The sequence below is a fragment of the Pseudomonas sp. LM13 genome (assembly GCF_041381355.1).
GTDB classification, from domain to species: domain Bacteria; phylum Pseudomonadota; class Gammaproteobacteria; order Pseudomonadales; family Pseudomonadaceae; genus Stutzerimonas; species Stutzerimonas frequens.
On sequence record NZ_JACBXH010000019.1, the window covers coordinates 61,158 to 84,738 of the forward strand.

23 protein-coding genes are annotated in these 23,581 nt (G+C 65.2%); 17 read left to right on the forward strand and 6 right to left on the reverse strand.

All coding sequences use genetic code 11. The features are described 5' to 3' along the window. Positions 1–30: 30 nt before the first annotated feature. The 4 genes from phoB to glcC all read right to left on the reverse strand — a co-directional run bounded on the left by phoB (position 31) and on the right by glcC (position 3,208). On the reverse strand, positions 31–720 hold the full coding sequence (gene phoB, locus HZR81_RS13495) for a phosphate regulon transcriptional regulator PhoB (RefSeq protein ID WP_500128391.1): 690 nt from the start codon (positions 718–720) through the stop codon (positions 31–33). 117 nt (positions 721–837) lie between these two features. After that, a complete protein-coding gene (ubiA, locus tag HZR81_RS13500; protein WP_500128392.1) occupies positions 838–1,731 on the reverse strand; it encodes a 4-hydroxybenzoate octaprenyltransferase in 894 nt (297 codons plus the stop codon). Between the two features lie 41 nt (positions 1,732–1,772). Continuing rightward, positions 1,773–2,327, reverse strand: a complete 555-nt coding sequence (locus HZR81_RS13505) for a chorismate--pyruvate lyase family protein (protein ID WP_500128395.1) — start codon at positions 2,325–2,327, stop codon at positions 1,773–1,775. A 107-nt stretch (positions 2,328–2,434) separates the two neighbouring features. Next, entirely contained in the window at positions 2,435–3,208 is a 774-nt protein-coding gene (gene glcC, locus HZR81_RS13510) for a transcriptional regulator GlcC (RefSeq protein WP_500128396.1), read from the reverse strand. Between the two features lie 233 nt (positions 3,209–3,441). Here glcC and glcD point away from each other — a divergent pair, with 233 nt between their 5' ends. From glcD to HZR81_RS13565, 11 genes are all read left to right on the forward strand, one after another. After that, positions 3,442–4,941: a glycolate oxidase subunit GlcD gene (gene glcD, locus HZR81_RS13515; RefSeq protein ID WP_500128398.1), complete on the forward strand. Its 1,500-nt coding sequence runs from the start codon at positions 3,442–3,444 to the stop codon at positions 4,939–4,941. Then, on the forward strand, positions 4,941–5,999 hold the full coding sequence (gene glcE, locus HZR81_RS13520; protein WP_500128400.1) for a glycolate oxidase subunit GlcE: 1,059 nt from the start codon (positions 4,941–4,943) through the stop codon (positions 5,997–5,999). Before glcD ends, glcE begins: the two co-directional genes overlap by 1 nt. Positions 6,000–6,005: 6 nt before the next feature. After that, positions 6,006–7,223, forward strand: a complete 1,218-nt coding sequence (glcF, locus tag HZR81_RS13525; protein WP_500128402.1) for a glycolate oxidase subunit GlcF — start codon at positions 6,006–6,008, stop codon at positions 7,221–7,223. 156 nt (positions 7,224–7,379) lie between these two features. Then, the gene (locus HZR81_RS13530; protein ID WP_011911670.1) at positions 7,380–7,784 is read left to right on the forward strand and encodes a heme-binding protein; all 405 of its coding nucleotides are present in this window, start codon (positions 7,380–7,382) and stop codon (positions 7,782–7,784) included. A gap of 20 nt (positions 7,785–7,804) precedes the next feature. Then, the gene (locus HZR81_RS13535; protein ID WP_500128404.1) at positions 7,805–9,985 is read left to right on the forward strand and encodes a malate synthase G; all 2,181 of its coding nucleotides are present in this window, start codon (positions 7,805–7,807) and stop codon (positions 9,983–9,985) included. Positions 9,986–10,201: 216 nt separating this feature from the next. After that, positions 10,202–11,905, forward strand: coding sequence for an L-lactate permease (locus HZR81_RS13540; protein ID WP_500128406.1), 1,704 nt, complete (start codon positions 10,202–10,204; stop codon positions 11,903–11,905). A 113-nt stretch (positions 11,906–12,018) separates the two neighbouring features. Next, a complete protein-coding gene (gene rd / locus HZR81_RS13545; protein WP_014595645.1) occupies positions 12,019–12,186 on the forward strand; it encodes a rubredoxin in 168 nt (55 codons plus the stop codon). A gap of 35 nt (positions 12,187–12,221) precedes the next feature. Further along, the gene (locus HZR81_RS13550) at positions 12,222–13,406 is read left to right on the forward strand and encodes an NAD(P)/FAD-dependent oxidoreductase (protein ID WP_500128409.1); all 1,185 of its coding nucleotides are present in this window, start codon (positions 12,222–12,224) and stop codon (positions 13,404–13,406) included. 149 nt (positions 13,407–13,555) lie between these two features. Next, positions 13,556–13,828 (forward strand): HU family DNA-binding protein, encoded by a 273-nt coding sequence (locus HZR81_RS13555; RefSeq protein ID WP_003283322.1) that lies wholly within the window; start codon positions 13,556–13,558, stop codon positions 13,826–13,828. 142 nt (positions 13,829–13,970) lie between these two features. Next, positions 13,971–14,345, forward strand: a complete 375-nt coding sequence (locus HZR81_RS13560) for an SCP2 sterol-binding domain-containing protein (protein WP_041015218.1) — start codon at positions 13,971–13,973, stop codon at positions 14,343–14,345. 230 nt (positions 14,346–14,575) lie between these two features. Further along, positions 14,576–15,742 carry a Fic family protein gene (locus tag HZR81_RS13565; RefSeq protein WP_125868732.1) on the forward strand — a complete coding sequence of 389 codons (1,167 nt, stop codon included), beginning with the start codon at positions 14,576–14,578 and terminating at the stop codon, positions 15,740–15,742. Between the two features lie 17 nt (positions 15,743–15,759). Here HZR81_RS13565 and HZR81_RS13570 read toward each other — a convergent pair whose 3' ends face one another. Continuing rightward, positions 15,760–16,701 carry a LysR family transcriptional regulator gene (locus HZR81_RS13570; RefSeq protein ID WP_500128413.1) on the reverse strand — a complete coding sequence of 314 codons (942 nt, stop codon included), beginning with the start codon at positions 16,699–16,701 and terminating at the stop codon, positions 15,760–15,762. 173 nt (positions 16,702–16,874) lie between these two features. On the opposite strand from HZR81_RS13570, the gene HZR81_RS13575 reads away from it, so the two are divergent. Together HZR81_RS13575 and HZR81_RS13580 are read left to right on the forward strand one after the other, a co-directional pair. Then, positions 16,875–18,056: an acyl-CoA dehydrogenase gene (locus tag HZR81_RS13575; RefSeq protein ID WP_500128415.1), complete on the forward strand. Its 1,182-nt coding sequence runs from the start codon at positions 16,875–16,877 to the stop codon at positions 18,054–18,056. Positions 18,057–18,177: 121 nt separating this feature from the next. Beyond that, positions 18,178–19,401: a CaiB/BaiF CoA transferase family protein gene (locus HZR81_RS13580; protein WP_218422569.1), complete on the forward strand. Its 1,224-nt coding sequence runs from the start codon at positions 18,178–18,180 to the stop codon at positions 19,399–19,401. A 17-nt stretch (positions 19,402–19,418) separates the two neighbouring features. Here the strand turns inward: HZR81_RS13580 and HZR81_RS13585 are convergent, their stop codons facing one another. After that, entirely contained in the window at positions 19,419–20,432 is a 1,014-nt protein-coding gene (locus tag HZR81_RS13585) for a zinc-binding alcohol dehydrogenase family protein (RefSeq protein WP_045633266.1), read from the reverse strand. Positions 20,433–20,533: 101 nt separating this feature from the next. On the opposite strand from HZR81_RS13585, the gene vimR reads away from it, so the two are divergent. The 4 genes from vimR to HZR81_RS13605 all read left to right on the forward strand — a co-directional run bounded on the left by vimR (position 20,534) and on the right by HZR81_RS13605 (position 23,543). Continuing rightward, a complete protein-coding gene (gene vimR, locus HZR81_RS13590) occupies positions 20,534–21,454 on the forward strand; it encodes a transcription regulator VimR (RefSeq protein ID WP_500128419.1) in 921 nt (306 codons plus the stop codon). Between the two features lie 104 nt (positions 21,455–21,558). After that, positions 21,559–22,167: a LemA family protein gene (locus HZR81_RS13595; protein WP_063539686.1), complete on the forward strand. Its 609-nt coding sequence runs from the start codon at positions 21,559–21,561 to the stop codon at positions 22,165–22,167. Next, positions 22,164–22,907 (forward strand): TPM domain-containing protein, encoded by a 744-nt coding sequence (locus tag HZR81_RS13600; RefSeq protein WP_500128421.1) that lies wholly within the window; start codon positions 22,164–22,166, stop codon positions 22,905–22,907. Before HZR81_RS13595 ends, HZR81_RS13600 begins: the two co-directional genes overlap by 4 nt. A gap of 18 nt (positions 22,908–22,925) precedes the next feature. Further along, on the forward strand, positions 22,926–23,543 hold the full coding sequence (locus HZR81_RS13605) for a TPM domain-containing protein (RefSeq protein ID WP_500128423.1): 618 nt from the start codon (positions 22,926–22,928) through the stop codon (positions 23,541–23,543). Positions 23,544–23,581: the final 38 nt, after the last annotated feature.

Genomic DNA, 23,581 nt, shown 5'->3' on the forward strand with positions numbered 1-23,581 from the left:
TGGGCCGGAACGCATGGTTACCCGGCGCACTCAGCTCTTGCTGGAGAAACGATAGCCGGTGCCGCGCACCGTCTGCACCAGGTTCTCGTAGGCCTCGCCGAGGGCCTTGCGCAGGCGGCGGATGTGCACGTCGACGGTGCGCTCCTCGACATAGACATTGCCGCCCCAGACCTGATCGAGCAGCTGGCTGCGGGTGTAGGCGCGTTCCTGGTGGGTCATGAAGAACTGCAGCAGACGGTATTCGGTGGGGCCCATTTCGGCCGGTTTGCCGTCGATGGTGACGCGGTGACTGACTGGATCGAGCAACAGGCCGCCGATTTCGATCGGCGACTCGCTGTCTACCGGCGCTGCGCGGCGCAGCACGGCCTTCAGCCGGGCCACCAGTTCGCGCGGGGAGAACGGCTTGGTGATGTAGTCGTCGGCACCGACTTCCAGGCCCTGGATCTTGTTGTCCTCTTCACCCTTGGCGGTGAGCATGATGATCGGCGTGTCGGCGGTCAGCTCGTCGCGCTTGAGCCGGCGGGCCAGTTCGATGCCAGAAGTGCCGGGCAGCATCCAGTCCAGCAGGATCAGGTCAGGCTGGCGGTCGATGATCAGCGCATGGGCCTGCTGCGTGTTTTCCGCCTCGAGGCATTCGTAGCCGGCCATTTCCAGGGCGACGACGATCATCTCCCGGATCGGCGCCTCGTCATCGACGATCAGTATGCTCTTGCCATTCATGGTCAAGCCTCGGGTCCGTTCTTGTCGTCCGGCATTAGATAACGGAATTATTGCAGGCATGTGACAGACAGACGGCAACCCGCGCAAGAGCGATCGCCCTCAGTGCTGGCGTTTTGCTCAAGCTTTCGTCGCGTAATCCAGCACGATACCCGCGAGAATCGCCAGCCCCGCCCGGTGATTGTGCAGGAACGCCTTGAAGCAGGCCTGCGGCTTGCGCGAGGCGGTCTTCCAGTATTCCCAGGCGAAGCAGCCAGCGGCGACCACCAGCCCCAGGTGAAACCACTGACCGAGCTCGAAGCGCACCCCGGCGAGGATCAGGCAGAACAGCGCCAGGCCCTGCAGGGTGACGATGATAATGCGGTCGGCTTCGCCGAAGAGGATGGCGGTGGACTTGATGCCGATCCTCAGGTCGTCCTCGCGATCGGCCATGGCGTAGTAGGTGTCGTAGGCCACTGTCCACAGCAGGTTGGCGATGAACAGCAACCAGGCTTCCGGCGGCAGACTGCCGGTCTCGGCGGTGAAGGCCATCGGCATGCCCCAGGAGAAGGCCGCGCCGAGCACCACCTGCGGGTAGAAGGTGTAGCGCTTCATGAAGGGGTAGCAGGCGGCCAGCGCCAGCGCGCCGAAGGACAGGTAAACGGTGGTCGCGTTGGTCAGCAGCACCAGCACGAAACTCAGCCCCACCAGGATGGCAAACAGCGTCCAGGCCTCGCGCGAGCTGATCTTGCCGGTGGCCATGGGGCGCGTCTGGGTGCGTTGCACATGACCGTCGAAGTTGCGGTCGGCGAAGTCGTTGATCACGCAGCCGGCGGCGCGCATGAGGATCACGCCGGTGATGAAGATGAACAGGTTCTTCGCGCTCGGCACGCCTTCGGCGGCGATCCACAGCGCCCACAGCGTCGGCCAGAGCAGCAGGTAGGTGCCGATGGGCCGGTCCAGGCGCATCAGCTGGATGAAATCCCTGGAACGCGGGTGCAGGCGATTGCACGATTGCAGCAACTTCGAATACATCAGCGGCTCTCCTTGGCGAAGGGGGACATGCAGCGGTTCGCTCAGGGCGTGACGGCGGCGGCCCGCCACAGCGCGGGCAGGAACACCTCGGCGACCAGCACGCCGAGTCGATTCTGGCGGAAGCACGAGCGCCGTGCCCAGAGACCGTCGACACGCTGCGCCTGTGGCAGCCATTGCGGCGGGTAGTGGCAGGCTTCGAGTTGCCCGCGGGCGAACGCCGGGTCGCTGAACAGCAGCTCGCCGAGGGAGCGATTACCCAGGCTTTGCAGGTCCAGTCCGGCGGCTTCCAGCTGGGCGCGGGGGGCGACGCTGCGGGCGAAGACCCAGGGTTGCTCATGTCCGCACAGGTAGACCTCGCGTACCCAGCCCTCGCTCTCTGCCGGAACGCCGAGCGCCAGGCATTCGTCGGCGCGCAGCGGCTGCCAGGCCTGATGCAGCGGAATCACGCTGAAGGCGCCATCGGCCAGCTCGGTCAGGCGGCGGGTCAGCGAGCCCTTGTCGACGTACAGCCAGTCGTGCAGGGCGGGAGCGAGGGGGGCGGGCAACTGATCGGCACTCAGCCAGTCTAGGAATTCGGACACGGCGCGTTCGGGCATAGCGAAAAGAGCGGCGAGTCTAGCACGCGCCCTGGCCGCTGCAGGCTGCGCGCGACAATGCGGCCTTCGCGTCGCTTGTAGGCCCTTGCGGCAGGCCCTACAGGATTTCAGGTCCAGCCTTCCAGGCGCATGGTGGCGCGCACCAGGCGCTGTTCCTCCTGCTCGATCTCCTTGAGATTGTCGCGAATGCCGTGGATATGGTCGCGCGCGGCACGTTGTGCCTGTTCCGGCAGGCGTTCGATCACCGCGTGGTAGAGCCGCGAGTGCTGGCGGTCGATCTGCCGTTTCTGCGCCGGGCGGTGATAGAGGTTGTTCACCGAGGCGAATACGGTGCTGAGCATCAGGTCGGTCAGCGACTGCAGCGTGTGCACCAGCACCGGGTTGTGCGAGGCCTCGCAGATGGCCAGGTGAAACGCATGGTCCAGGCGCGCATGTTCGCGCGGGTCGGCGCCCTCGCCATCGGCATGCGCGGCGAGCATTTCCTCGTAGCGCCGGCGCAGCAGGACGAAATCCGCGTCGGTGCCGCGCAGCGCCGCCAGTCGCGCCGACTCGCCTTCGAGCAGCGCACGCACCTCCAGCAAGTCGTAGAGGGTGCGCGGTTGCGAGTTGAACAGGTGCATCAGCGGGCTGGTGTCGTGGTTGCCGGACAGTTCGGCGACGAAGGAGCCGCGGCCCTGGGAGGTCTCGATGATGCCGCGCCCGCGCAACACACGCAGACCCTCGCGCAGCGCCGAGCGCGAGATGCCGAGCTTTTCGCACAGGCGCCGCTCGGAGGGCAGTGCCTGGCCGACCTTGAGCACGCCGTCGACGATCAGTCGCTCGATGCGTTCGGCAACCACGTCGGCGACTTGACGGCGATCATTGTTGGGTTCGTTCGACATGCCAGTTCACCAGCTGGTAGGACCAGTTGGTGCGAAGTTTACCCTTGATGGCAGGAAGCGCCTAATCGCGAGGGATAGACGGCCATCAGGTAGTGCTTTTTCCTGGCTAACTACAAAAAACTGGTAGGACCAGTTGTCGCGGGCATGGACGGCCAGGACCCATCGGCGCTAAAGATGCGTCATTGCACCGCAGCTGCCCGTGCTGACGGTGACCCACGAAAGCGGAACCTGCCATGAACATTCTCTACGACGAACGCGTCGATGGTGCGTTGCCCAAGGTCGACAAGGCCGCCTTGCTGGCCGAGCTGCAGGCGCAGCTGCCCGATCTGGACATTCTTCACCGCAGCGAAGACCTCAAACCCTACGAGTGCGACGGGCTGTCCGCCTATCGCACCACGCCGCTGCTGGTGGTGCTGCCCGAGCGCGTCGATCAGGTCGAAAGACTGCTCAAGCTCTGCCACCAGCGTGGCGTGCCGGTGGTCGCCCGCGGCGCCGGTACGGGGCTGTCCGGCGGTGCGCTGCCGCTGGAGCAGGGCATCCTGCTGGTCATGGCGCGCTTCAACAAGATTCTCGAAGTGGACCCGGCTGGTCGTTTCGCCCGCGTCCAGCCCGGTGTACGCAACCTGGCGATCTCCCAGGCCGCGGCTCCCTTCGATCTGTATTACGCACCGGACCCTTCGTCGCAGATCGCCTGTTCCATCGGCGGCAACGTCGCCGAGAACGCCGGTGGCGTGCACTGCCTGAAATACGGGCTGACCGTGCACAACCTGCTCAAGGTGGAGATTCTCACTGTCGAGGGCGAGCGCATGACGCTCGGCTCCGATGCCCTGGACTCGCCGGGCTTCGACCTGCTGGCGCTGTTCACCGGTTCCGAGGGCATGCTCGGCATCGTCACCGAAGTGACGGTCAAACTGCTGCCCAAGCCGCAGGTGGCCAAGGTGCTGCTGGCCGCCTTCGACTCGGTGGAAAAGGCCGGTCGTGCGGTGGGTGACATCATCGCCGCCGGCATCATCCCCGGTGGCCTGGAAATGATGGACAACCTGTCGATCCGCGCCGCCGAGGACTTCATCCACGCCGGCTACCCGGTGGATGCCGAGGCGATCCTGCTCTGCGAGCTGGATGGCGTGGAAGCCGACGTGCACGACGACTGCGCGCGCGTCAGCGAGGTGCTCAAGCTGGCCGGCGCCACCGAAGTGCGCCTGGCCAAGGACGAGGCCGAGCGCGTGCGCTTCTGGGCCGGGCGCAAGAACGCCTTCCCGGCGGTTGGACGTATCTCGCCGGATTACTACTGCATGGACGGCACCATCCCGCGGCGCGAGCTGCCGGGCGTGCTCAAGGGCATTTCCGATCTGTCCGAGCAGTTCGGCCTGCGCGTGGCCAACGTATTCCACGCCGGCGACGGCAACATGCACCCGCTGATCCTCTTCGATGCCAACCAGCCCGGTGAGCTGGAGCGCGCCGAAGACCTGGGCGGCAAGATTCTCGAGTTGTGCGTGAAGGTAGGCGGCAGCATCACCGGCGAGCACGGCGTCGGCCGCGAGAAGATCAACCAGATGTGTTCGCAGTTCAACGCCGATGAGCTGACGCTGTTCCACGCGGTCAAGGCGGCGTTCGACCCGAGCGGTCTGCTCAATCCGGGCAAGAACATCCCGACCCTGCATCGCTGCGCCGAATTCGGCCGCATGCACATCCACAACGGCCAGCTGCCTTTTCCTGAACTGGAGCGTTTCTGATGTCCGTAATTGCCAACGACGCCAGCGCGCAGTTGCTGGACCAGGTCAACCAGGCACTCGCCGCCAAGACCCCGCTGCGCATCCAGGGCAGCGGCAGCAAGGCCTTTCTCGGCCGTGCGGTCGAGGGCCAACTGCTCGACGTGCGCGAGCACCGCGGCATCGTCAGCTACGACCCCACCGAGCTGGTAGTGACAGCGCGCGCCGGCACGCCGCTCGCCGAACTCGAGGCGACGCTGGACGAAGCCGGGCAAATGCTGCCCTGCGAACCGCCGCACTTCGGTGAGGCCGCCACTGTTGGCGGCATGATCGCTGCCGGGCTGTCCGGGCCGCGTCGGCCGTGGAGCGGTTCGGTGCGCGACTTCGTGCTCGGCTCGCGGGTCATCACCGGCCAGGGCAAGCACCTGCGTTTTGGTGGCGAGGTGATGAAGAACGTCGCCGGCTATGACCTGTCGCGCCTGATGGCCGGCAGCTTCGGCTGCCTCGGCGTGCTTACCGAAGTCTCGCTCAAGGTGCTGCCCAAGCCACGCCTGTGCACCAGCCTGCGTCTGGAAATCGACCTCGACCGCGCGCTGCTCAAGCTCGCCGAATGGGGCCAGCAGCCGGTACCGATCAGCGCCGCCAGCCATGACGGCAAGGCCCTTTACCTGCGCCTGGAAGGTGGCGAAGGGTCGGTCAATGCCGCGCGCGAGCGCATTGGCGGCGAGGATCTCGACCCTGGCTACTGGAACGAGCTGCGCGAGCAGCGCCTGGCGTTCTTCGCCGACCCGCGCCCGCTATGGCGCCTGTCGCTGCCGAACAACACGCCAGCCGTGGCGTTGCCGGGCGACCAGCTGGTGGACTGGGCCGGTGCCCAGCGCTGGCTGAAGTCCGAGGCCGACGCCGCAAGCATCCGCGCCATCGCTGCCGAAGTCGGCGGCCATGCCACCTGTTTCACCGCCGGTGCCGCCGAGCCGTTCCAGCCGCTGTCGGCGCCGCTCTTGCGCTACCACCGCCAGCTCAAGGCCGCGCTGGACCCGCAGGGGATCTTCAACCCCGGCCGCATGTATTCCGAGGTCTGACGACGTATGCAAACGAATCTGAGCGAAGCCGCGAAAAAACTGCCGCGCGCCGAGGAAGCCGAAAGCATTCTGCGCTCCTGCGTGCACTGTGGCTTCTGCAACGCCACCTGCCCGACCTACCAGCTGCTCGGTGACGAGCTGGACGGCCCGCGCGGGCGCATCTACCTGATGAAGCAGATGTTCGAAGGCGGTGAGGTGACCGAGAGCACCCAGCTGCACCTGGATCGCTGCCTGACCTGCCGCAACTGCGAGACCACCTGCCCGTCCGGGGTGAAGTACCACAACCTGCTGGACATCGGCCGTGACTTCATCGAACGCCAGGTGCAGCGCCCGCTGAGCGAGCGCCTGGTGCGCGGCGGCCTGCGCACGGTGATCCCGCGTCCGGGGCTGTTCAAGGCGCTGCTCGGTACCGGCAATGCGCTCAAGCCGCTGATGCCGGCCTCGCTGAAGGACCACCTGCCGCGCGAGATTCGCCCGGCCAAACCGCGCCCGCAGGTCATGCTCCAGCGTCGCGTGCTGATGCTCGAGGGTTGCGTGCAGCCGAGCCTGTCGCCGAATACCAACGCCGCCGCCGCGCGCGTGCTCGACCGCCTGGGCATCAGCGTCAGCCCGGCGCGCGAAGCCGGCTGCTGCGGCGCGGTGGATTACCACCTCAACGCGCAGGATGCCGGCCTCGATCGCGCACGACGCAACATCGACGCCTGGTGGCCGGCCATCGAGGCGGGTGCCGAAGCTATCGTGCAGACCGCCAGCGGCTGCGGCGCCTTCGTCAAGGAATACGGCCATCTGCTCAAGGACGACCCGGCCTACGCGGCCAAGGCCGCACGGGTCAGCGAGCTGGCCAAGGATCTGGTCGAGGTGCTGCGCAGCGCCGAGCTGGAAAAGCTCGACGTGCGCGCCGACAAGCGCATGGCCTTCCATTGCCCGTGCACCCTGCAGCACGCACAGAAGCTCGGCGGCGCTGTCGAAGACGTGCTCACCCGTCTGGGCTACCAGCTCACTGCGGTGCCCGATGCGCACCTGTGCTGCGGCTCGGCCGGCAGCTATTCGATCACCCAGCCGGAGATTTCCCACCAGCTGCGCGACAACAAGCTCAACGCGCTGGAGAGCGGCAAGCCGGAAGTGATCGTCACCGCCAACATCGGTTGCCAGACCCACCTCGATGGCGCCGGCCGCACGCCGGTCAAGCACTGGATCGAAGTGGTCGAGGAATCGATGCAGTAACCGTAGGTGAGCCTCGGCCGTAGGGTTGGGCTTCAGCCCACCAGCATGCAGCTGGGGCACCTTCGGTGGGCTGAAGCCCACCCTACGGGAACTGGATCGCGAGCGTCACGTAACGCCACGCACGAACAACTGGAACATGAGAACAGGAGAATCGAGATGAAAAGCAAAGCCGTACTGAGCCAGACCGAAGTCGCCACCATCCTCGCCGCCGCCCGTGCCGAAGCGCAGGCCAACGGCTGGGCCGTGACCATCGTCGTCGCCGACGACGGCGGCCATCCGCTGGCGCTGGAGCGTCTGGACGGCTGCGCGCCGATCGCCTCCTACATCGCCACCGAGAAGGCCCGCAGCTCGGCCCTCGGTCGCCGCGAAACCAAGGGCTATGAAGACATGGTCAACAACGGCCGCACTGCCTTCCTCTCCGCGCCGGTGGTCTGCTCGCTGGAGGGTGGCGTGCCGGTGGTGGTCGACGGCCACGTCATCGGTTCGGTCGGCGTATCCGGCGTGACCGCCGCGCAGGACGCCCAGATCGCCAAGGCCGGCGTCGCCGCCCTGGCCAACTGAACAGACAAGGAGAACGACAGATGACCGAGCGTGTAACCCTGGGCCGCCTGCAAGTCGCGGCCAATCTGCAGCGTTTCATCGAAGACGAAGTCCTGCCGGGCACCGGTATCGAAGCCGCCGCCTTCTGGCAGGGCCTGGACACCCTGGTCCACGACCTGGCGCCGAAGAACCGCGAGCTGCTCGCCGAGCGCGACCGCATGCAGCTCGAGCTGGACGCCTGGCACAAGGCCAACCCGGGTCCGATCAAGGACATGGCGGCCTACCGCGCCTTCCTCGAATCCATCGGCTACCTGCTGCCGGTGCCGGGCGAGGTGAAGATCGAGACCGCCAACGTCGACAGCGAGATCGCCACCCAGGCCGGTCCGCAGCTGGTGGTGCCGATCATGAACGCGCGCTATGCGCTGAACGCGGCCAACGCCCGCTGGGGCTCGCTGTATGACGCGCTCTACGGCACCGACGCCATCTCCGAAGAGGGCGGCGCGCAGAAGGGCCCGGGCTACAACGAAGTCCGTGGCGCCAAGGTCATCGCCTACGCACGCAACTTCCTCGACCAGGCCGCGCCGCTGGCCGAAGGCAGCCATGCCGACGCCACCGCCTACCGCGTGCAGGATGGCCAGCTCAAGGTCACTCTGGAGAACGGCAGCGTCACCGGCCTCAAGCAGCCGGAGAAATTCGTCGGCTTCCAGGGCGAAGCGGTCGAGCCGAAGGCCGTGCTGCTGAAGAACAACGGCCTACACATCGAGATCCAGATCGACCCGAACAGCCCGATCGGCCAGACCGATGCCGCCGGCGTGAAGGACCTGCTGATCGAGTCCGCGGTTTCCACCATTCTCGACTGCGAAGATTCGGTCGCCGCGGTGGATGCCGACGACAAGGTGCTGGCCTACCGCAACTGGCTGGGTATCGTGCAGGGCACCCTCAGCGAGGAAGTGGCCAAGGGCAGTTCGAGCTTCGTCCGCCGCCTCAACCCGGACCGCGAATACAGCGCGCCCAATGGCGGCGAGCTGAAACTGCACGGCCGCTCGCTGCTGTTCATCCGTAACGTCGGCCATCTGATGACCAACCCGGCGATCCTGCTGGAAGACGGCCGCGAGATTCCCGAAGGCATCATGGATGGCGTGTTCACCAGCCTGATCGCCAAGCATGACTTGAAGCGCAAGGGCAACTCGCGCACCGGCAGCTTCTACATCGTCAAGCCGAAGATGCACGGGCCGAAGGAAGTCGCCTTCGCCGACGAGCTGTTCGCTCGTGTCGAAGACCTGATCGACGTGCCGCGCTACACCCTGAAGATGGGCATCATGGACGAGGAGCGACGCACCAGCGCCAACCTCAAGGCCTGCATCGCCGCGGCCAAGCACCGCGTGGCGTTCATCAACACCGGCTTCCTCGACCGTACCGGTGACGAGATGCACACCTGCATGGAAGCCGGCCCGGTGCTGCGCAAGGGCGACATGAAGTCCACCCCGTGGATCCAGTCCTACGAGCGCAACAACGTGCTGGTCGGTCTGGCCTGCGGCCTGCGCGGCAAGGCGCAGATCGGCAAGGGCATGTGGGCCATGCCGGACCTGATGGCGGCCATGCTCGAGCAGAAGATCGGCCATCCGAAGTCCGGCGCCAACACCGCCTGGGTCCCGTCGCCGACCGGTGCCACCCTGCATGCGCTGCACTATCACCAGGTCGACGTGCAGGCGGTGCAGAGCGAGCTGGAAAAGGTCGACCTGGCCGCCGAGCGCGAGCAGCTGCTCAACGATCTGCTGACCATCCCGGTGGTCGCCGAAGACAAGTGGAGCGCGGAGGAGAAGCAGCAGGAGCTGGACAACAACTGCCAGGGCATCCTCGGCTACGTGGTGCGCTGGGTCGAGCAGGGCGTCGGTTGCTCCAAGGTGCCGGACATCCACAACGTCGGCTTGATGGAAGACCGCGCCACCCTGCGCATCTCCAGCCAGCACATCGCCAACTGGCTGCACCACGGCGTGGTCAGCCGCGAGCAGGTGCAGGAAACCCTGGAGCGCATGGCCAAGGTGGTCGACCAGCAGAATGCCGGCGATCCGCTCTATCGCGCCATGTCCAGCGACTACACTCAGTCGATCGCCTTCCAGGCGGCGTCCGATCTGGTGTTCAAGGGCCGCGAGCAGCCGTCCGGTTATACCGAGCCGCTGCTGCACCAGTGGCGCCAGCGCTTCAAGGCCGCCCAGGGCTGATGAACAGGGGGAACCGCTTGCGGCCGGAGGTTCGGCCCCCGCGGTGAGGACAGGAGCCCCAGGCGTCCAACGGCGCCCGGGGCTTTCGAGCATGAGCGGCACGGCTTCGGCCGGGCCGTCGGGAAGCGCACCGCGTGGCTGCGCTTCATGCGAAGCACCGGGCACGCCCGGACACAATAGAAGTGGTTCACAACAAAAAACGCAGGGACCCAACAAATGAGTCAAACACTACTGTCCATCCTGGCCTTCGTGCCGCTGGTGCTGGCGGGTGTGCTGCTGATCGGCTTTCGCTGGCCGGCCAAGTACGCCATGCCGCTGGTTTTCGTCCTCACTGCGCTGATCGGCCTGCTGGCCTGGGACATGACCCTCAACCGGGTCATCGCCTCGACCTTCCAGGGCCTGATCCTCACCGCGGCGATCCTCTGGATCATCTTCGGTGCGATCCTGCTGCTCAACACGCTGAAACATTCCGGGGGGATCAGTTCGATTCGGCGTGGCTTCTCCAACGTCAGCCCTGACCGTCGTGTCCAGGTGCTGATCGTCGCCTGGCTGTTCGGCTGCTTCATCGAGGGGGCCTCGGGCTTCGGTACGCCAGCGGCGGTGGCGGCACCGCTGATGGTGGCGCTGGGCTTCCCGGCGTTGGCGGCGGTGGTGATGGGGATGATGGTGCAGTCCACGCCGGTGTCCTTCGGTGCGGTGGGCACGCCGATTCTGGTGGGTGTCGGTGCCGGCCTGGACAAGACCGGCATCAGCGAGCAGCTGGCGGTGGTGGGCAGTAACTGGGATGTGTTCTTCCACCTGATCTTCTCGCGGGTGGCGATCATCCACGCGCTGTGCGGAATTCTCATGCCGCTGATCATGGTCAGCATCATGACCCGCTACTTCGGCCGCAACAAATCCTGGACCGAAGGTCTGGCGATTGCGCCGTTCGCGGTGTTCACCGGTCTGGCCTTCGTCATTCCGTACGCGGCGGCCGGTGTGTTCCTCGGGCCGGAATTCCCGTCGATGATCGGTGCGCTGGTCGGTCTGGCCATCGTCGTGCCCGCGGCCAAGGCCGGTTTCCTGCTGCCGAAGGACAGCTGGGATTTTGCGCCGGCAAGCGAGTGGCCATCCGAGTGGATGGGCAAGATCGAGATGAAGATCGAGGACGTCGCCGGCAAGACGCCGATTTCCGTGCCGATCGCCTGGGCGCCGTACCTGATCCTGGCCGCGTTGCTGGTGGCCTCGCGGGTGTTCCCGGACTTCAAGGCGCTGCTGATGTCGCTATCGTTCGGCTGGAAGGACATTCTCGGTGAGACCGGCGTCTCCGGCACGCTGGAGCCGCTGTACCTGCCTGGTGGCATTCTCTGCATCGTGGTGCTGATCACCTTCTTCCTGCATCGCATGAGCGCGCGGGAACTGGGCGCGGCGATCTCCGAGTCGAGCAAGACCCTGCTCGGCGCAGGCTTCGTGCTGATCTTCACCATTCCCATGGTGCGGATCCTGATCAACTCGGGCGTCAACGGCTCCGACCTGGTGTCCATGCCGGTGGCCATGGCGCAGCTGGTGGCCAACAGCGTGGGCTCGGTCTATCCGTTCTTCGCCCCGGCGGTCGGTGCGCTGGGCGCCTTCATCGCCGGCTCCAACACCGTGTCCAACCTGATGCTGTCGCAGTTCCAGTTCAACACCGCGGGCCTGCTGGGGCTGTCCGGTGCGCTGATGGTGGCGCTGCAGTCGGTCGGTGCGGCGGCGGGCAACATGATCGCCATCCACAACGTAGTGGCGGCCTCGGCCACCGTCGGCCTGCTCGGTCGCGAAGGGATCACCCTGCGCAAGACCATGCTGCCGACCCTGTACTACCTCATCCTGGCTGGCAGCATCGGCCTGATCGGGTTCTACGTGATGGGCATCGGCGATCCGCTGGTGGGTGCCGCAGGCTAAGCCTGGCGGTAGCGTGACGGGCGGCCCAGGCCGCCCGTTTTCATTTGTGCAGTTGGTACGGCGCATCGTTCTGGTATAGCGTGCGTCGCAGTCGATAACCGTCGAGGTTGATCATGAAGAAATGGCAATGTGTGGTGTGCGGCTACATCTATGACGAAGCGCTGGGCGTACCGGAAGAGGGCATCGCCCCCGGGACGGCCTGGGAAGACGTGCCGGAAGACTGGGTCTGCCCCGACTGCGGCGTCGGCAAGCTCGATTTCGAAATGATCGCCATCGGCTGATCCCGTTTCGCCAACCCATCAAACGAGGACATGACGTGAGCGCACCCGTAGTCATCATCGGCACCGGCCTGGCCGGCTACAACCTGGCGCGCGAGTTCCGCAAGCTGGACCCGCAGACGCCGCTGTTGCTGATCACCGCGGACGACGGTCGTTCCTATTCCAAACCGTTGCTGTCCACCGGTTTCGCCGCCAACAAGGACGCCGACAGCCTGGGCATGGCCACCGCCGGGGCCATGGCCGAACAGCTGAACGCAGAGATTCGCACGCACACCCGCGTCACCCGTCTGGACCCGGCGCACCGCCGCGTCTGGATCGGCAACGAGCCGGTGCCGTACCGCGATCTGGTGCTGGCCTGGGGCGCGCAGACGATCCAAGTACCAGTCGCAGGCGATGCCGCCGACGCCATTTTCCCGATCAACGACCTGCACGACTATGGACGCTTCCGTGCCGCTGCCGCCGGCAAACGCCGCGTGCTGATCCTCGGCGCCGGGCTGATCGGCTGCGAGTTTGCCAACGACCTGCTGCAGGGCGGCCACGAGGTCGATCTGGTTGCTCCCAGCGAGCAGGTCATGCCCGGCCTGCTGCCGCTGCAGGCCGCCGAGGCGGTTCAGCGCGGCCTGGAGGGCATCGGCGCGCGCTTTCACCTGGGCTTCACGCTAGAGCGTCTTGAGCGCACCGCCGACGCTCTGCAGGCGACCCTGTCCGACGGCTCGCAGCGGGCCTGCGATCTGGTGGTCAGTGCGGTCGGCCTGCGCCCGCGTACCGAGCTGGCCGCCGAGGCGGGGCTCGAGGTCAAGCGCGGCATCGTCGTCGATCGCCTGCTCAAGACCTCGGCGGAACACGTCTACGCCCTCGGCGACTGCGCCGAAGTGGAGGGACTCAACCTGCTCTACGTGATGCCGCTGATGGCCGGCGCCCGCTCCCTGGCTAAAACGCTGTTTGGCAATCCTACCTTTGTCAGTTACGGCCCTATGCCGGTCACCGTGAAGACCCCAGCGTGCCCTGTGGTGGTCTCCGTGCCTGCCACCGGTAGCGCCGGCTCGTGGACCGTGGAAGCCCAGGCTAATGATGTGAAAGCGCTCTATCTCGGGCCTTCCGGGCAGTTGCTCGGCTATGCGCTGACCGGCGCCGCGGTGCAGGAGCGGCTGGCGCTGAACAAGCAGCTGCCGCCGGTGCTGGCGGAACTACCGCAAATTCTGTCGCTAAAGTCCCCCGGCTGAGCTGGCGAGCCGCCTACAGGGACTGGCGCAGGTGCTAGCGCCGTGCCATTCTCCATGGGTCTGCCCCAGCCTAGAGCTGTTGCAGCGCCTTTAGCGCTGTTCTTGTGAACAGTACGGACACAACAACAAAAACGTCTCAGAGGCTCCCAATGCGTAAACCGGAACTCGCCGCAGCCATTGCCGAGAAGGCCGATCTGTCCAAGGACCAGGCCAATCGCGTACTCAACGCCGTGCTGGATGAAATCACCAACGCGCTGAACCGCAAGGACAGCGTGACCCTGGTTGGTTTCGGCACCTTCGTTCAGCGCCACCGTGGTGCCCGCACCGGGAAAAACCCGCAGACCGGGCAACCGGTAACCATCAAGGCCAGCAATACCGTCGCGTTCAAACCGGGCAAGATGCTCAAAGACGCCGTCAACTGACGCTGCGCCGACCCGGAGCCGATCGGCTCCGGGTAAACCTGACCAGCCGGTCCGCCCCAGACCCGTTCGTACCCGTCCTTCCCCCCGCCGATCAAGCCACTACAATGCGGCCTTCCTCTCGTACCGGTCGGGACTACACGTCATGAAATTCCGCTTTCTGCTTTGGATGCTGGGCCGCCTGATGGCCAAGGCCAGCCGCACCAATCCCGAGTTCCAGCAGCAGCTGGGCGACAAGGACCTGAGCTTCCAGCTGCACACTCTGGACGGCAAGGTCGCCCGGCATTTCGTGGTGAAGAACCAGCGCGTCACCAGCAAGCGCGGTCCTGCGAGCGAGCCGGCTTTCTCCCTGGGGTTCAAGGATGCCGCCTATGGCTTCGCCACCATGACGGCGAAGAACAAGCAGCTGGCGTTCATGCAGGGGATTCAGAACAAGGACATCCAGATCCAGGGGAATCCGGCGCTGGTGATGTGGTTTCAGGGGTTGATGAAGTACCTGAAGCCTCGTAAGAAGAAGTGACCCTGCCGCGTCACCTTCTCATGTCCGGCCAAGAACCGTAGGGTGGAAAACCGCGTAGGGCGTCCATGCCTGAGCGGATCAGCTTTGACTTGGTCGTAACTCAAATTTAAGTTCGCTGAATGCATGAGTTGACTTGTGGTGTGGGTTGAATCTCGGCCTTGTCTAGTATTTTTGCGGGTTTGCGTGGCATTGTGTCGACTTAATTGTTGAGCGGGTTGGAGATTTTCAACATGCCGGATTTCACTCATCACGACTTGGCCCTCCTCAATCCAGCCTTCGACTCACCACTTGTCGATGTCCTGAATGAGCTGGAGCACCTACGCCGCTACAGGCTGGCGGGTACGACTCCAGCAAGCCTTTTCTTCCAACTCAAGAATGTTTTCCACATCTTGGAAAGCCTTGGGTCTGCCCGCATTGAAGGCAACCACACAACTCTCGCTGATTACGTTGAAAGCAAGATGGAGGGAGATGACACGGCTACCGATCAACTGCGCGAAATCTCCAACATCGAGAGAGCTATGAGCTTCATCGAGCAACATTTCAAGGAAGGAGACGACGTCAGCCTCCATCTCATTCGAGAATTGCACGCCATTACCGTAGGGGGGCTCGACAGAGAGGGAGACCGGAATCCCGGTCAGTTCAGGACGACCCAGGTTCGCATTGCGCAATCGAAGCACCTTCCGCCGGACGCCGTGCAAGTTGCTGGGTACATGGATGAGTTGGTGGCGTTCATAAATGCTCACGATCCGCAGAAGTATCACCTTATGAAAGTGGCGCTTGCGCACCACCGATTCGGATGGATTCACCCGTTTGCCAATGGCAATGGCCGGGTGGTTCGTTTGTTGACGTACCTGATGCTCATCAAGTACGGATTCGATGTCTCCGCCGGCGGTCGACTGCTGAACCCCACTGCAGTGTTCTGCAATGATCGTGAGCGTTACTACGAGATGCTGGGCGAGGCTGATCGCGGTACACAGCTAGGTCTGGAACGGTGGTGCATCTATGTACTCCAGGGCATCCTCACAGAGCTGAGCAAGCTCGATCGGCTGTGTGACTATGGCTACCTTAAAGCCAGAATCCTGCAGCCGGCACTTGCCTTCTCTCGTGAGAGAGAACACATCACCGGCCAGGAGCACTCAATTCTTCGTCGACTTCTGGACACTGACAGCGGAGTGGCGAAGTCTGGAGACCTAGCGGATGCGATGCCTGACCTGAACGGGCCGCAAAGGACCTATCAAATCAAGAAGTTGGTTGACAGACGAATGCTGGTCCCGATTCAGCCCAACTCCCGTCAGTACACCCTGGGCTTCACGAACAACTACCTGCTTCGGGGCGTCATTCGTACGTTGACGGCCGAAGGCTTTATTCCTGAGCCTGTCGTGGCGGCACGGCCATAAGTGGCTGCCTATTAAGGTTAGCTGCCTGATTCTCTTGGGGCGGCAATGAGTTTGTTAGGAGCCTGCCCCCTCCAAACCCTCGCCTCATCCTTCAGCCAGTCCCGAAACGCCACCAGCCCCGCCGACTCCACCTTGCGCTCGGGAATCATCAGGTAGTACGCCCGCGTCTCGCTGCGATAGGCGTGGGGATGCGCCAGCACCAGCCGCCCCTCGGCCAGTTCCCGCTGGATCAGGAACGGCGGGATCAGCGCTACTCCCATGCCGTGCTCGGCCGCCTGCGCCAGCATGGAGAACAGCTCCAGCCGCGGGCCGGTCATGTCGCGAGCGACTTTCAGCCCCAGCGAATCGAACCACTGGCGCCAGGCATAGGGCCGGGTGGTCTGCTGCAGCAGCGGCAGTTCGGCCAGGGCCTGGGTCGTGAACGGCTGACCGTCGCGCAGCAGGGCGGGGCTGCAGACTGGCTGCAGGTCCTCGGGCATCAGGTAGTGCGCCTCGGTACCGGACCAGTCGGCATCGCCGAAGTAGATGGCAGCATCGAACTCGGTATCGGCAAAGAGAAAGGGCCGGGTGCGGTTGGTCAGGTTCACCGTGATTTCCGGATGCAGCGCCTGGAAATGCCTGAGGCGCGGCACCAGCCACTGGGTGCCGAAGGTCGGCACCACGGCCAGCTCCAGGCTCATGGCGCCCTGCTGGCCCATCACCGACAGCGTGTCGCGCTCCACCGCGTCCAGCTGCGCGGCGATGCGGCGGGCGTAGGACTGGCCAGCGGCGGTGAGCTTCACGCCGCGCCGCGAACGGCGGAACAGCGCCAGGCCGAGGAATTCCTCCAGCCCGCCGATCTGTCGGCAGATGGCGCTCTGGGTCAGTGCCAGCTCGTCGGCCGCGCGGGTGAAGCTCTCATGACGGGCAGCGGCCTCGAAGGCGATCAGCGCGGCGGTGCTGGGAATCTTGCGGCGCATTATGCAAAGACCTCACGGAATAAGCCTGCTATTGGACCTGGAGCTTATCTCGGAGTGAGCGAAACGCACAGTTTGGTGCGAAATCCTCGTTTGCGACGCGCCATTGCGGCGCCTAGGATCAGGTCATCTCGCCCGCGCGCCCGCGGTGCCGAAGACAACAAGAGGAGCCCCGAATGGCCGGCAAAGCAAGCTTCAACTGGATCGACCCGCTGCTGCTCAACCAGCAGCTGACCGAAGAAGAGCGCATGGTGCAGGCCAGCGCCGCGCAGTTCGCCGCCGACAAGCTGGCGCCGCGGGTGCTGGAAGCCTTCCGCCATGAGCGCACCGATCCAGCGATCTTTCGCGAGATGGGCGAGACCGGCCTGCTCGGTGCGACCATTCCCGAAGCCTACGGCGGCAGCGGGCTGAACTACGTGTGCTACGGCCTGATCGCCCGCGAAGTCGAGCGCATCGATTCGGGCTACCGCTCGATGATGAGTGTGCAGTCCTCGCTGGTGATGGTGCCGATCTTCGAGTTCGGCAACGAGGCGACCAGGCAGAAGTACCTGCCCAAGCTGGCCAGCGGCGAATACATCGGCTGCTTCGGTCTCACCGAACCGAACCACGGCTCCGACCCGGGCTCGATGGTCACCCGGGCGAAAAAGGTCGACGGCGGCTATCGCCTGTCCGGCAGCAAGATGTGGATCACCAACAGCCCGATCGCCGATGTCTTCGTGGTCTGGGCCAAGGATGACGCCGGCGAGATTCGCGGCTTCGTGTTGGAAAAGGGCTGGGAAGGGCTGTCCGCCCCGACGATTCACGGCAAGGTTGGCCTGCGCGCCTCGATCACCGGCGAGATCGTCATGGACAACGTGTTCTGCCCGGAAGAGAACGCCTTCCCCGACGTGCGCGGGCTGAAGGGCCCGTTCACCTGCCTGAACAGTGCCCGCTACGGCATCAGCTGGGGCGCGCTGGGCGCCGCCGAGTTCTGCTGGCACACCGCGCGCCAGTACGTGCTCGACCGCCAGCAGTTCGGCCGGCCGCTGGCGGCCAACCAGCTGATCCAGAAGAAGCTGGCCGACATGCAGACCGAGATCAGCCTGGCCCTGCAGGGTTGCCTGCGCCTCGGCCGCATGAAGGACGAGGGCACCGCCGCGGTGGAAATCACCTCGATCATGAAGCGCAACAGCTGCGGCAAGGCACTCGACGTGGCGCGCATGGCGCGCGACATGATGGGCGGCAATGGCATCAGCGACGAGTTCGGCGTGGCCCGGCACCTGGTCAACCTGGAGGTGGTGAACACCTACGAGGGCACCCACGATGTGCATGCGCTGATCCTCGGCCGTGCGCAGACCGGTATCCAGGCGTTCTTCTGACGCCGCCGTAGGGTGGATGACGCTCTTTTCATCCACCGTTGGCCACGCACGGTGGATGGGTGAAGCGTCAGCTACGCGCTCCGATCCACCCTACGTTCACTTGAGCTTCGAGGTTTCGTCCATGCCCGGCGCCCTGTCCCATATCCGCGTTCTCGACCTGTCGCGCGTACTCGCCGGGCCCTGGTGCGGGCAGATCCTCGGTGATCTCGGCGCCGAGGTGATCAAGGTCGAGCGTCCTGGCACGGGCGACGATACCCGCCATTGGGGCCCGCCCTATCTCAAGGACCAGCACGGCGAGAACACCTCGGAGGCGGCCTATTACCTGACCGCCAACCGCAACAAGCAGTCGCTGACCGTCGACTTCACCCGGCCCGAGGGCCAGCGCATCATCCGCGAGCTGGTGGCGCAGTGCGATGTGCTGCTGGAGAATTTCAAGGTCGGCGGGCTGGCCGCCTACGGGTTGGATTACGAAAGCCTGAAGGCGATCAATCCGCGGCTGATCTACTGCTCGATTACCGGTTTCGGCCAGGACGGCCCCTACGCCACACGTGCCGGCTACGACTTCATGATCCAGGGCCTCGGCGGGCTGATGAGCCTGACCGGGCGCAGCGATGCGGAGGAGGGCGCCGGGCCGGTGAAGGTCGGCGTGGCGCTGACCGATATCCTCACCGGCCTGTACGCCACCGTTGGCGTGCTCGCTGCGCTGGCACATCGCGAACGCAGCGGCGAGGGCCAGCATATCGACACGGCGCTGCTCGACGTGCAGGTCGCCTGCCTCGGCAACCAGGCGCTCAACTATCTCACCACCGGCGTGGCGCCCAGGCGCATGGGCAATGCCCATCCGAACATCGTGCCCTATCAGGATTTTCCCACTGCCGACGGCGACATCATCCTCACCGTCGGCAACGACGGTCAGTTCCGCAAGTTCTGCGAGGTGGCCGGGCGTCCCGAGTGGGCGGCTGATGCCCGCTTCGCCACCAATCGCGCGCGCGTTGCCCATCGCGCCGAACTGATTCCGCTGATCCGCCAGGTCACGGTGTTCCGCACCACGGCCGAATGGGTCAGTGCGCTGGAGCAGGCCGGTGTGCCCTGCGGGCCGATCAACGACCTGGCGCAGGTGTTCGCCGACCCGCAGGTGCAGCATCGCGGGCTGAATGTCGATATGCCGCATCCGCTGGCCGGCCGTGTGCCGCAGGTGGCCAGCCCGCTGCGGCTGTCCGCTTCGCCAGTGGCGTACCGCAACCCGCCGCCGCTGCTCGGCGAGCACAGCGAGGCGCTGTTGCAGCGCCTGCTGGGCATGAACGACGAGCAGATCGCCGGCCTTCGCGCGGCCGGAGTGATCTAGCGTGGAGGCTATCTAGCTCAGAAGCCTTCCAGCACGATCTTGCCCTTGGCCTTGCCGCTTTCCAGCAGGGCATGGGCGCGGCGCAGGTTGGCCGCGTTGATGGTGCCGAAGTGCTCGCCGAGGGTGGTGCGCAGCACGCCCAGATCGACCAGCTGGCTGACGCGCTGCAGCAGGTGGTGCTGCTCGATCATGTCCGGCGTCTCGAACAGTGAGCGGGTGAACATCAGCTCCCAGTGCAGCGACAGACTCTTGCGCTTGAGCTTCATCACGTCCAGCGGCTGGGCCGGATCGTCGATCAGCGCCAGGCGGCCCTGGGGCGTCAGTGCCTCGACCAGCTGATCGAAATGCTGATCGGTCTGGGTCAGGCTGGCGACATGGCTGACGCTGGCGAAACCGGCGCGCTGCAGCTCGGCGTGCAGCGGCTGGCTATGGTCGATGACATGATGCGCGCCCAGTTCACGCGCCCAGGCCTGGGTTTCCGGGCGCGAGGCGGTGGCGATCACGCTGACCTTCGTGAGCTGACGGGCCAGCTGCAGCATGATCGAACCGACGCCGCCGGCGGCACCGACGATCAGCAACTGCTGCCCGGCGCCCTGGCCTTCCACCAGTTGCAGGCGTTCGAACAGCAGCTCCCAGGCGGTGATGGCAGTCAGCGGCAGTGCGGCGGCCTCGGCAAAGCTCAGGCTCCGCGGCTTGCGCCCGACGATGCGCTCGTCCACCAGATGGCGTTCGCTGTTGCCGCCGGCGCGGGCGATGGAGCCTGCGTAGAACACCTCGTCGCCGACCTTGAACAGGCTGACTTCGCTGCCCACCCCGACGACCACACCGGCGACGTCCCAGCCCAGCACCTTCGGCTGACCGCCCTCGGGCTGCGTGTTGCGGCGTACCTTGGTATCCACCGGGTTGACCGAAATGGCGCGCACCTCCACCAGCAGATCGCGCGGGCCGGGTACCGGCTCGGGCAGTTCCACGTCCTGCAGCGCGCGGGGATCGTCAATGGCGAGGGATTCGAAGTAGGCGACCGCTTTCATGCTGTTGCTCCGTATGGATTCGGTTGGGAGGGCATGCTCAGCTATTTGACTCGGCGGAAAAACGGGGTGATAAGCGAGGCTCTTTCAACAGGATTTTGAAAATGCTGCGTATCGACGACCTCCAGCTGTTCGTCCGCACCGCCGACAGCGGTAGCCTTTCCGCGGCCGCGCGCGGGCTCGACGTGTCGCCGGCGGTGGCCAGTGCGGCCTTGAAGCGCCTGGAGGCGAGCCTGGGCGCGCGACTGTTCGTGCGCTCCACCCGCAGCCTGCGCCTGACCGCCGAGGGCGAGGCGTATCTGGTGCATGCCCGGGCAGCACTGGCCAGCCTGCAGGAGGGTGCCCAGGCGCTCGCTGGCGGGCGCGAGGCGATCAGCGGTGTGCTGCAGCTGTCGGCGCCATCGGACTTCGGGCGCAACGTGCTGCTGCCCTGGCTCGACGAATTCCAGGCGAGCCATCCGCAGTTGCAGGTGCGCCTGCTGCTGGGCGACGGGCTGACCGATCTGTTCCGCCAGCCGGTGGACCTGGTCCTGCGCTATGGCGCGCCGGAGGATTCCAGCCTTGTCGCGCTGCCGGTCGCTGGCGAGAACCGCCGGGTGCTGTGCGCCTCGCCTGCCTACCTGCAGCGCCACGGTGCGCCGCAGCGGCTGGACGAGCTGGAGGCGCACAACTGCCTGCGCTTCATGCTCGCCGGGCGCATGCATAATCGCTGGTGCTTTCAGGAGGGACGCCGGGCGCTCACCGTGCAGGTCAGCGGTGATCGGGTCAGTGACGATGCCGACGTGGTGCGGCGCTGGGCGCTGGCCGGCGGTGGGCTGGCCTACAAGTCCTGGCTGGACATCGCCGACGACGTGGCCGCGGGCCGTCTACAGGTGCTGTTGCCAGACTGTCTCGGCGAGGCGGCGCCCTTGAACCTGCTCTGCGCCCATCGCGCACAGTTGAGCAAGCCGGTGCGGTTGCTGCACGAACATCTGCAGACCCGTTGCAAGGCGCTGCTGGCGCGCGCCCCCTGGCGGACGCTGTAGCTCGTTTTTGCACCACAGCCATGCTCGTTCGTTGCTGGCCTGAACTCTTATGGCGTTTGGCTATTCTTATCTGAGTACTGGTTAACAGAATGGACAGGCGCATCATGCATACGCAGCGTTTTCGCTACACCTGGCAACTGACGGTTGTCGTCCTCATGTCCTGGCTTCTGGCCGGCTGCGGGATCAATAACATCCCAACCTATGACGAGCAGGTGAAGGCCGCCTGGTCGCAGGTTGAGAACCAGTACCAGCGCCGTGCCGACCTGATTCCAAACTTGGTTGAAACGGTCAAGGGCTTCGCTCGTCAGGAGCAGGAAACCCTCACCGCGGTGGTGGAAGCGCGGGCCAAGGCCACGTCGATTCAGGTCGATGCCAGCACCCTGGATGATCCGCAGAAGCTGCAGCAGTTCCAACAGGCGCAGAATCAGCTGACCGGCGCCCTGAGCCGGCTGATGGCGGTATCCGAGCGCTATCCGGAGCTCAAATCCAATCAGAACTTCCTCGCCCTGCAATCGCAGCTCGAAGGCACCGAGAACCGCATTGCGGTGGCCCGGCGTGATTTCATCGCGGCGGTAGAGCGCTATAACACCGAGATCCGCACCTTCCCTGGCCGCATCTGGCACACGCTGATGTACAGCGACATGCCGATTCGCGAGAACTTCGAGGCTACCGCCGAGAATGCCGAGCAAGCGCCACAAGTGCAGTTTCAATGACCTCCAGGTTTTCGCTACTGCTGATCCTGCTGCTCTGGGCCGGTAACCTCGTCGCCCAGGAAGTCGAGGTCCCGGAGCTGACCGGCCGCGTGGTCGATCGTGCCGAGCTGCTCGACACCCAGGCCGAGGCGCGGCTGACCAGCATGCTGGCCGGCCACGAGCAGGCGACCGGTGAGCAGGTTGTCGTTGTTACGGTTCCGGACCTGGGCGGGCGCAGCATCGAGGAATTCGGTCTGGAGCTCGGCCGTACCTGGGGCATCGGCCAAGAGGGCGAGGATAACGGTGCGCTGCTGATCGTCGCTCGCGATGATCGCAAGATTCGCATCGAAGTCGGCTACGGCCTGGAAGGTCGGCTCACCGATGCGCAGTCCTCGGTCATCATCAACCGGATCATCGCGCCGGCGTTCCAGCGCGGCGACTTCACCGCCGGCATCACCGAGGGTGCAGAGGCGATCATCACCGTGCTTGGCGGCGACCCATTGCCGGCCGAGCTGCGGCCGGTGATGCCGATGGCGCAGGAACAACCGGGTGGCCTCGGGATTCTCGGTTTCTTCCTCATGCTGGTAGCAATTTTCGTCATCGGCGGCGGGCGCGGTGGCCGCGGTGGCGGTCGTCGTGCCTTGCTGCTGGGCGCCTTGCTTGGTGGTATGGGGCGGGGCGGCGGTGGCGGCTTCGGAGGCGGTGGCTTCGGTGGGGGCGGCGGCGGTTTCGGAGGCGGTGGCGCTTCCGGCGGCTGGTAAATCAATGATGGATAGACGATGACCTTACTGAGCGAAAGCGAACTGCAACAGGTAGCCGAAGCGATCGAGCGCGTCGAGCGCAGCACCGATGCCGAGCTGGTCACGGTGCTGGCCGCGCAGGCCGACGACTACCACTACATCCCGCTGCTGTGGGCCGGCCTGATCGCGCTGCTGCTACCCGGCGCGCTGCTGTTCTTCAGTGGCTGGCTGAGCGCCTGGCAGCTGCTGCTGGTGCAGTGGGCGACCTTTATCGTGCTCGCGGTGCTGTTCCGCATGCCGGCGCTGACCAGCCATCTAATCCCGCGTTCGGTGCGCAACTGGCGCGCCTGCAACCTGGCGCGGCGGCAGTTCATCGAACTCAATCTGCATCACACCGACGGCGACACTGGGGTGCTGATCTTCGTCTCCGAAGCCGAGCGCTACGTGGAAATTCTGGTCGACCGCGGCATCTCCAGCCGCATCGACAATGCCGCCTGGGAGTCTGTCGTCGCCTGCTTCACCGAGCGGGTGAAGCAGGGCCAGGTGCTCGAAGGCTTCCTCGGCTGCGTCGAGGCCAGCGGTGCGCTGCTGGCGCAGCACGTGCCGAAGACCCACGAACGCAACGAACTACCCAATCGCCTGGTGTTATTGCCCTGAGCGCACGGGTGTTGCCGAGGTGCCAGGCAGAGCTCTAG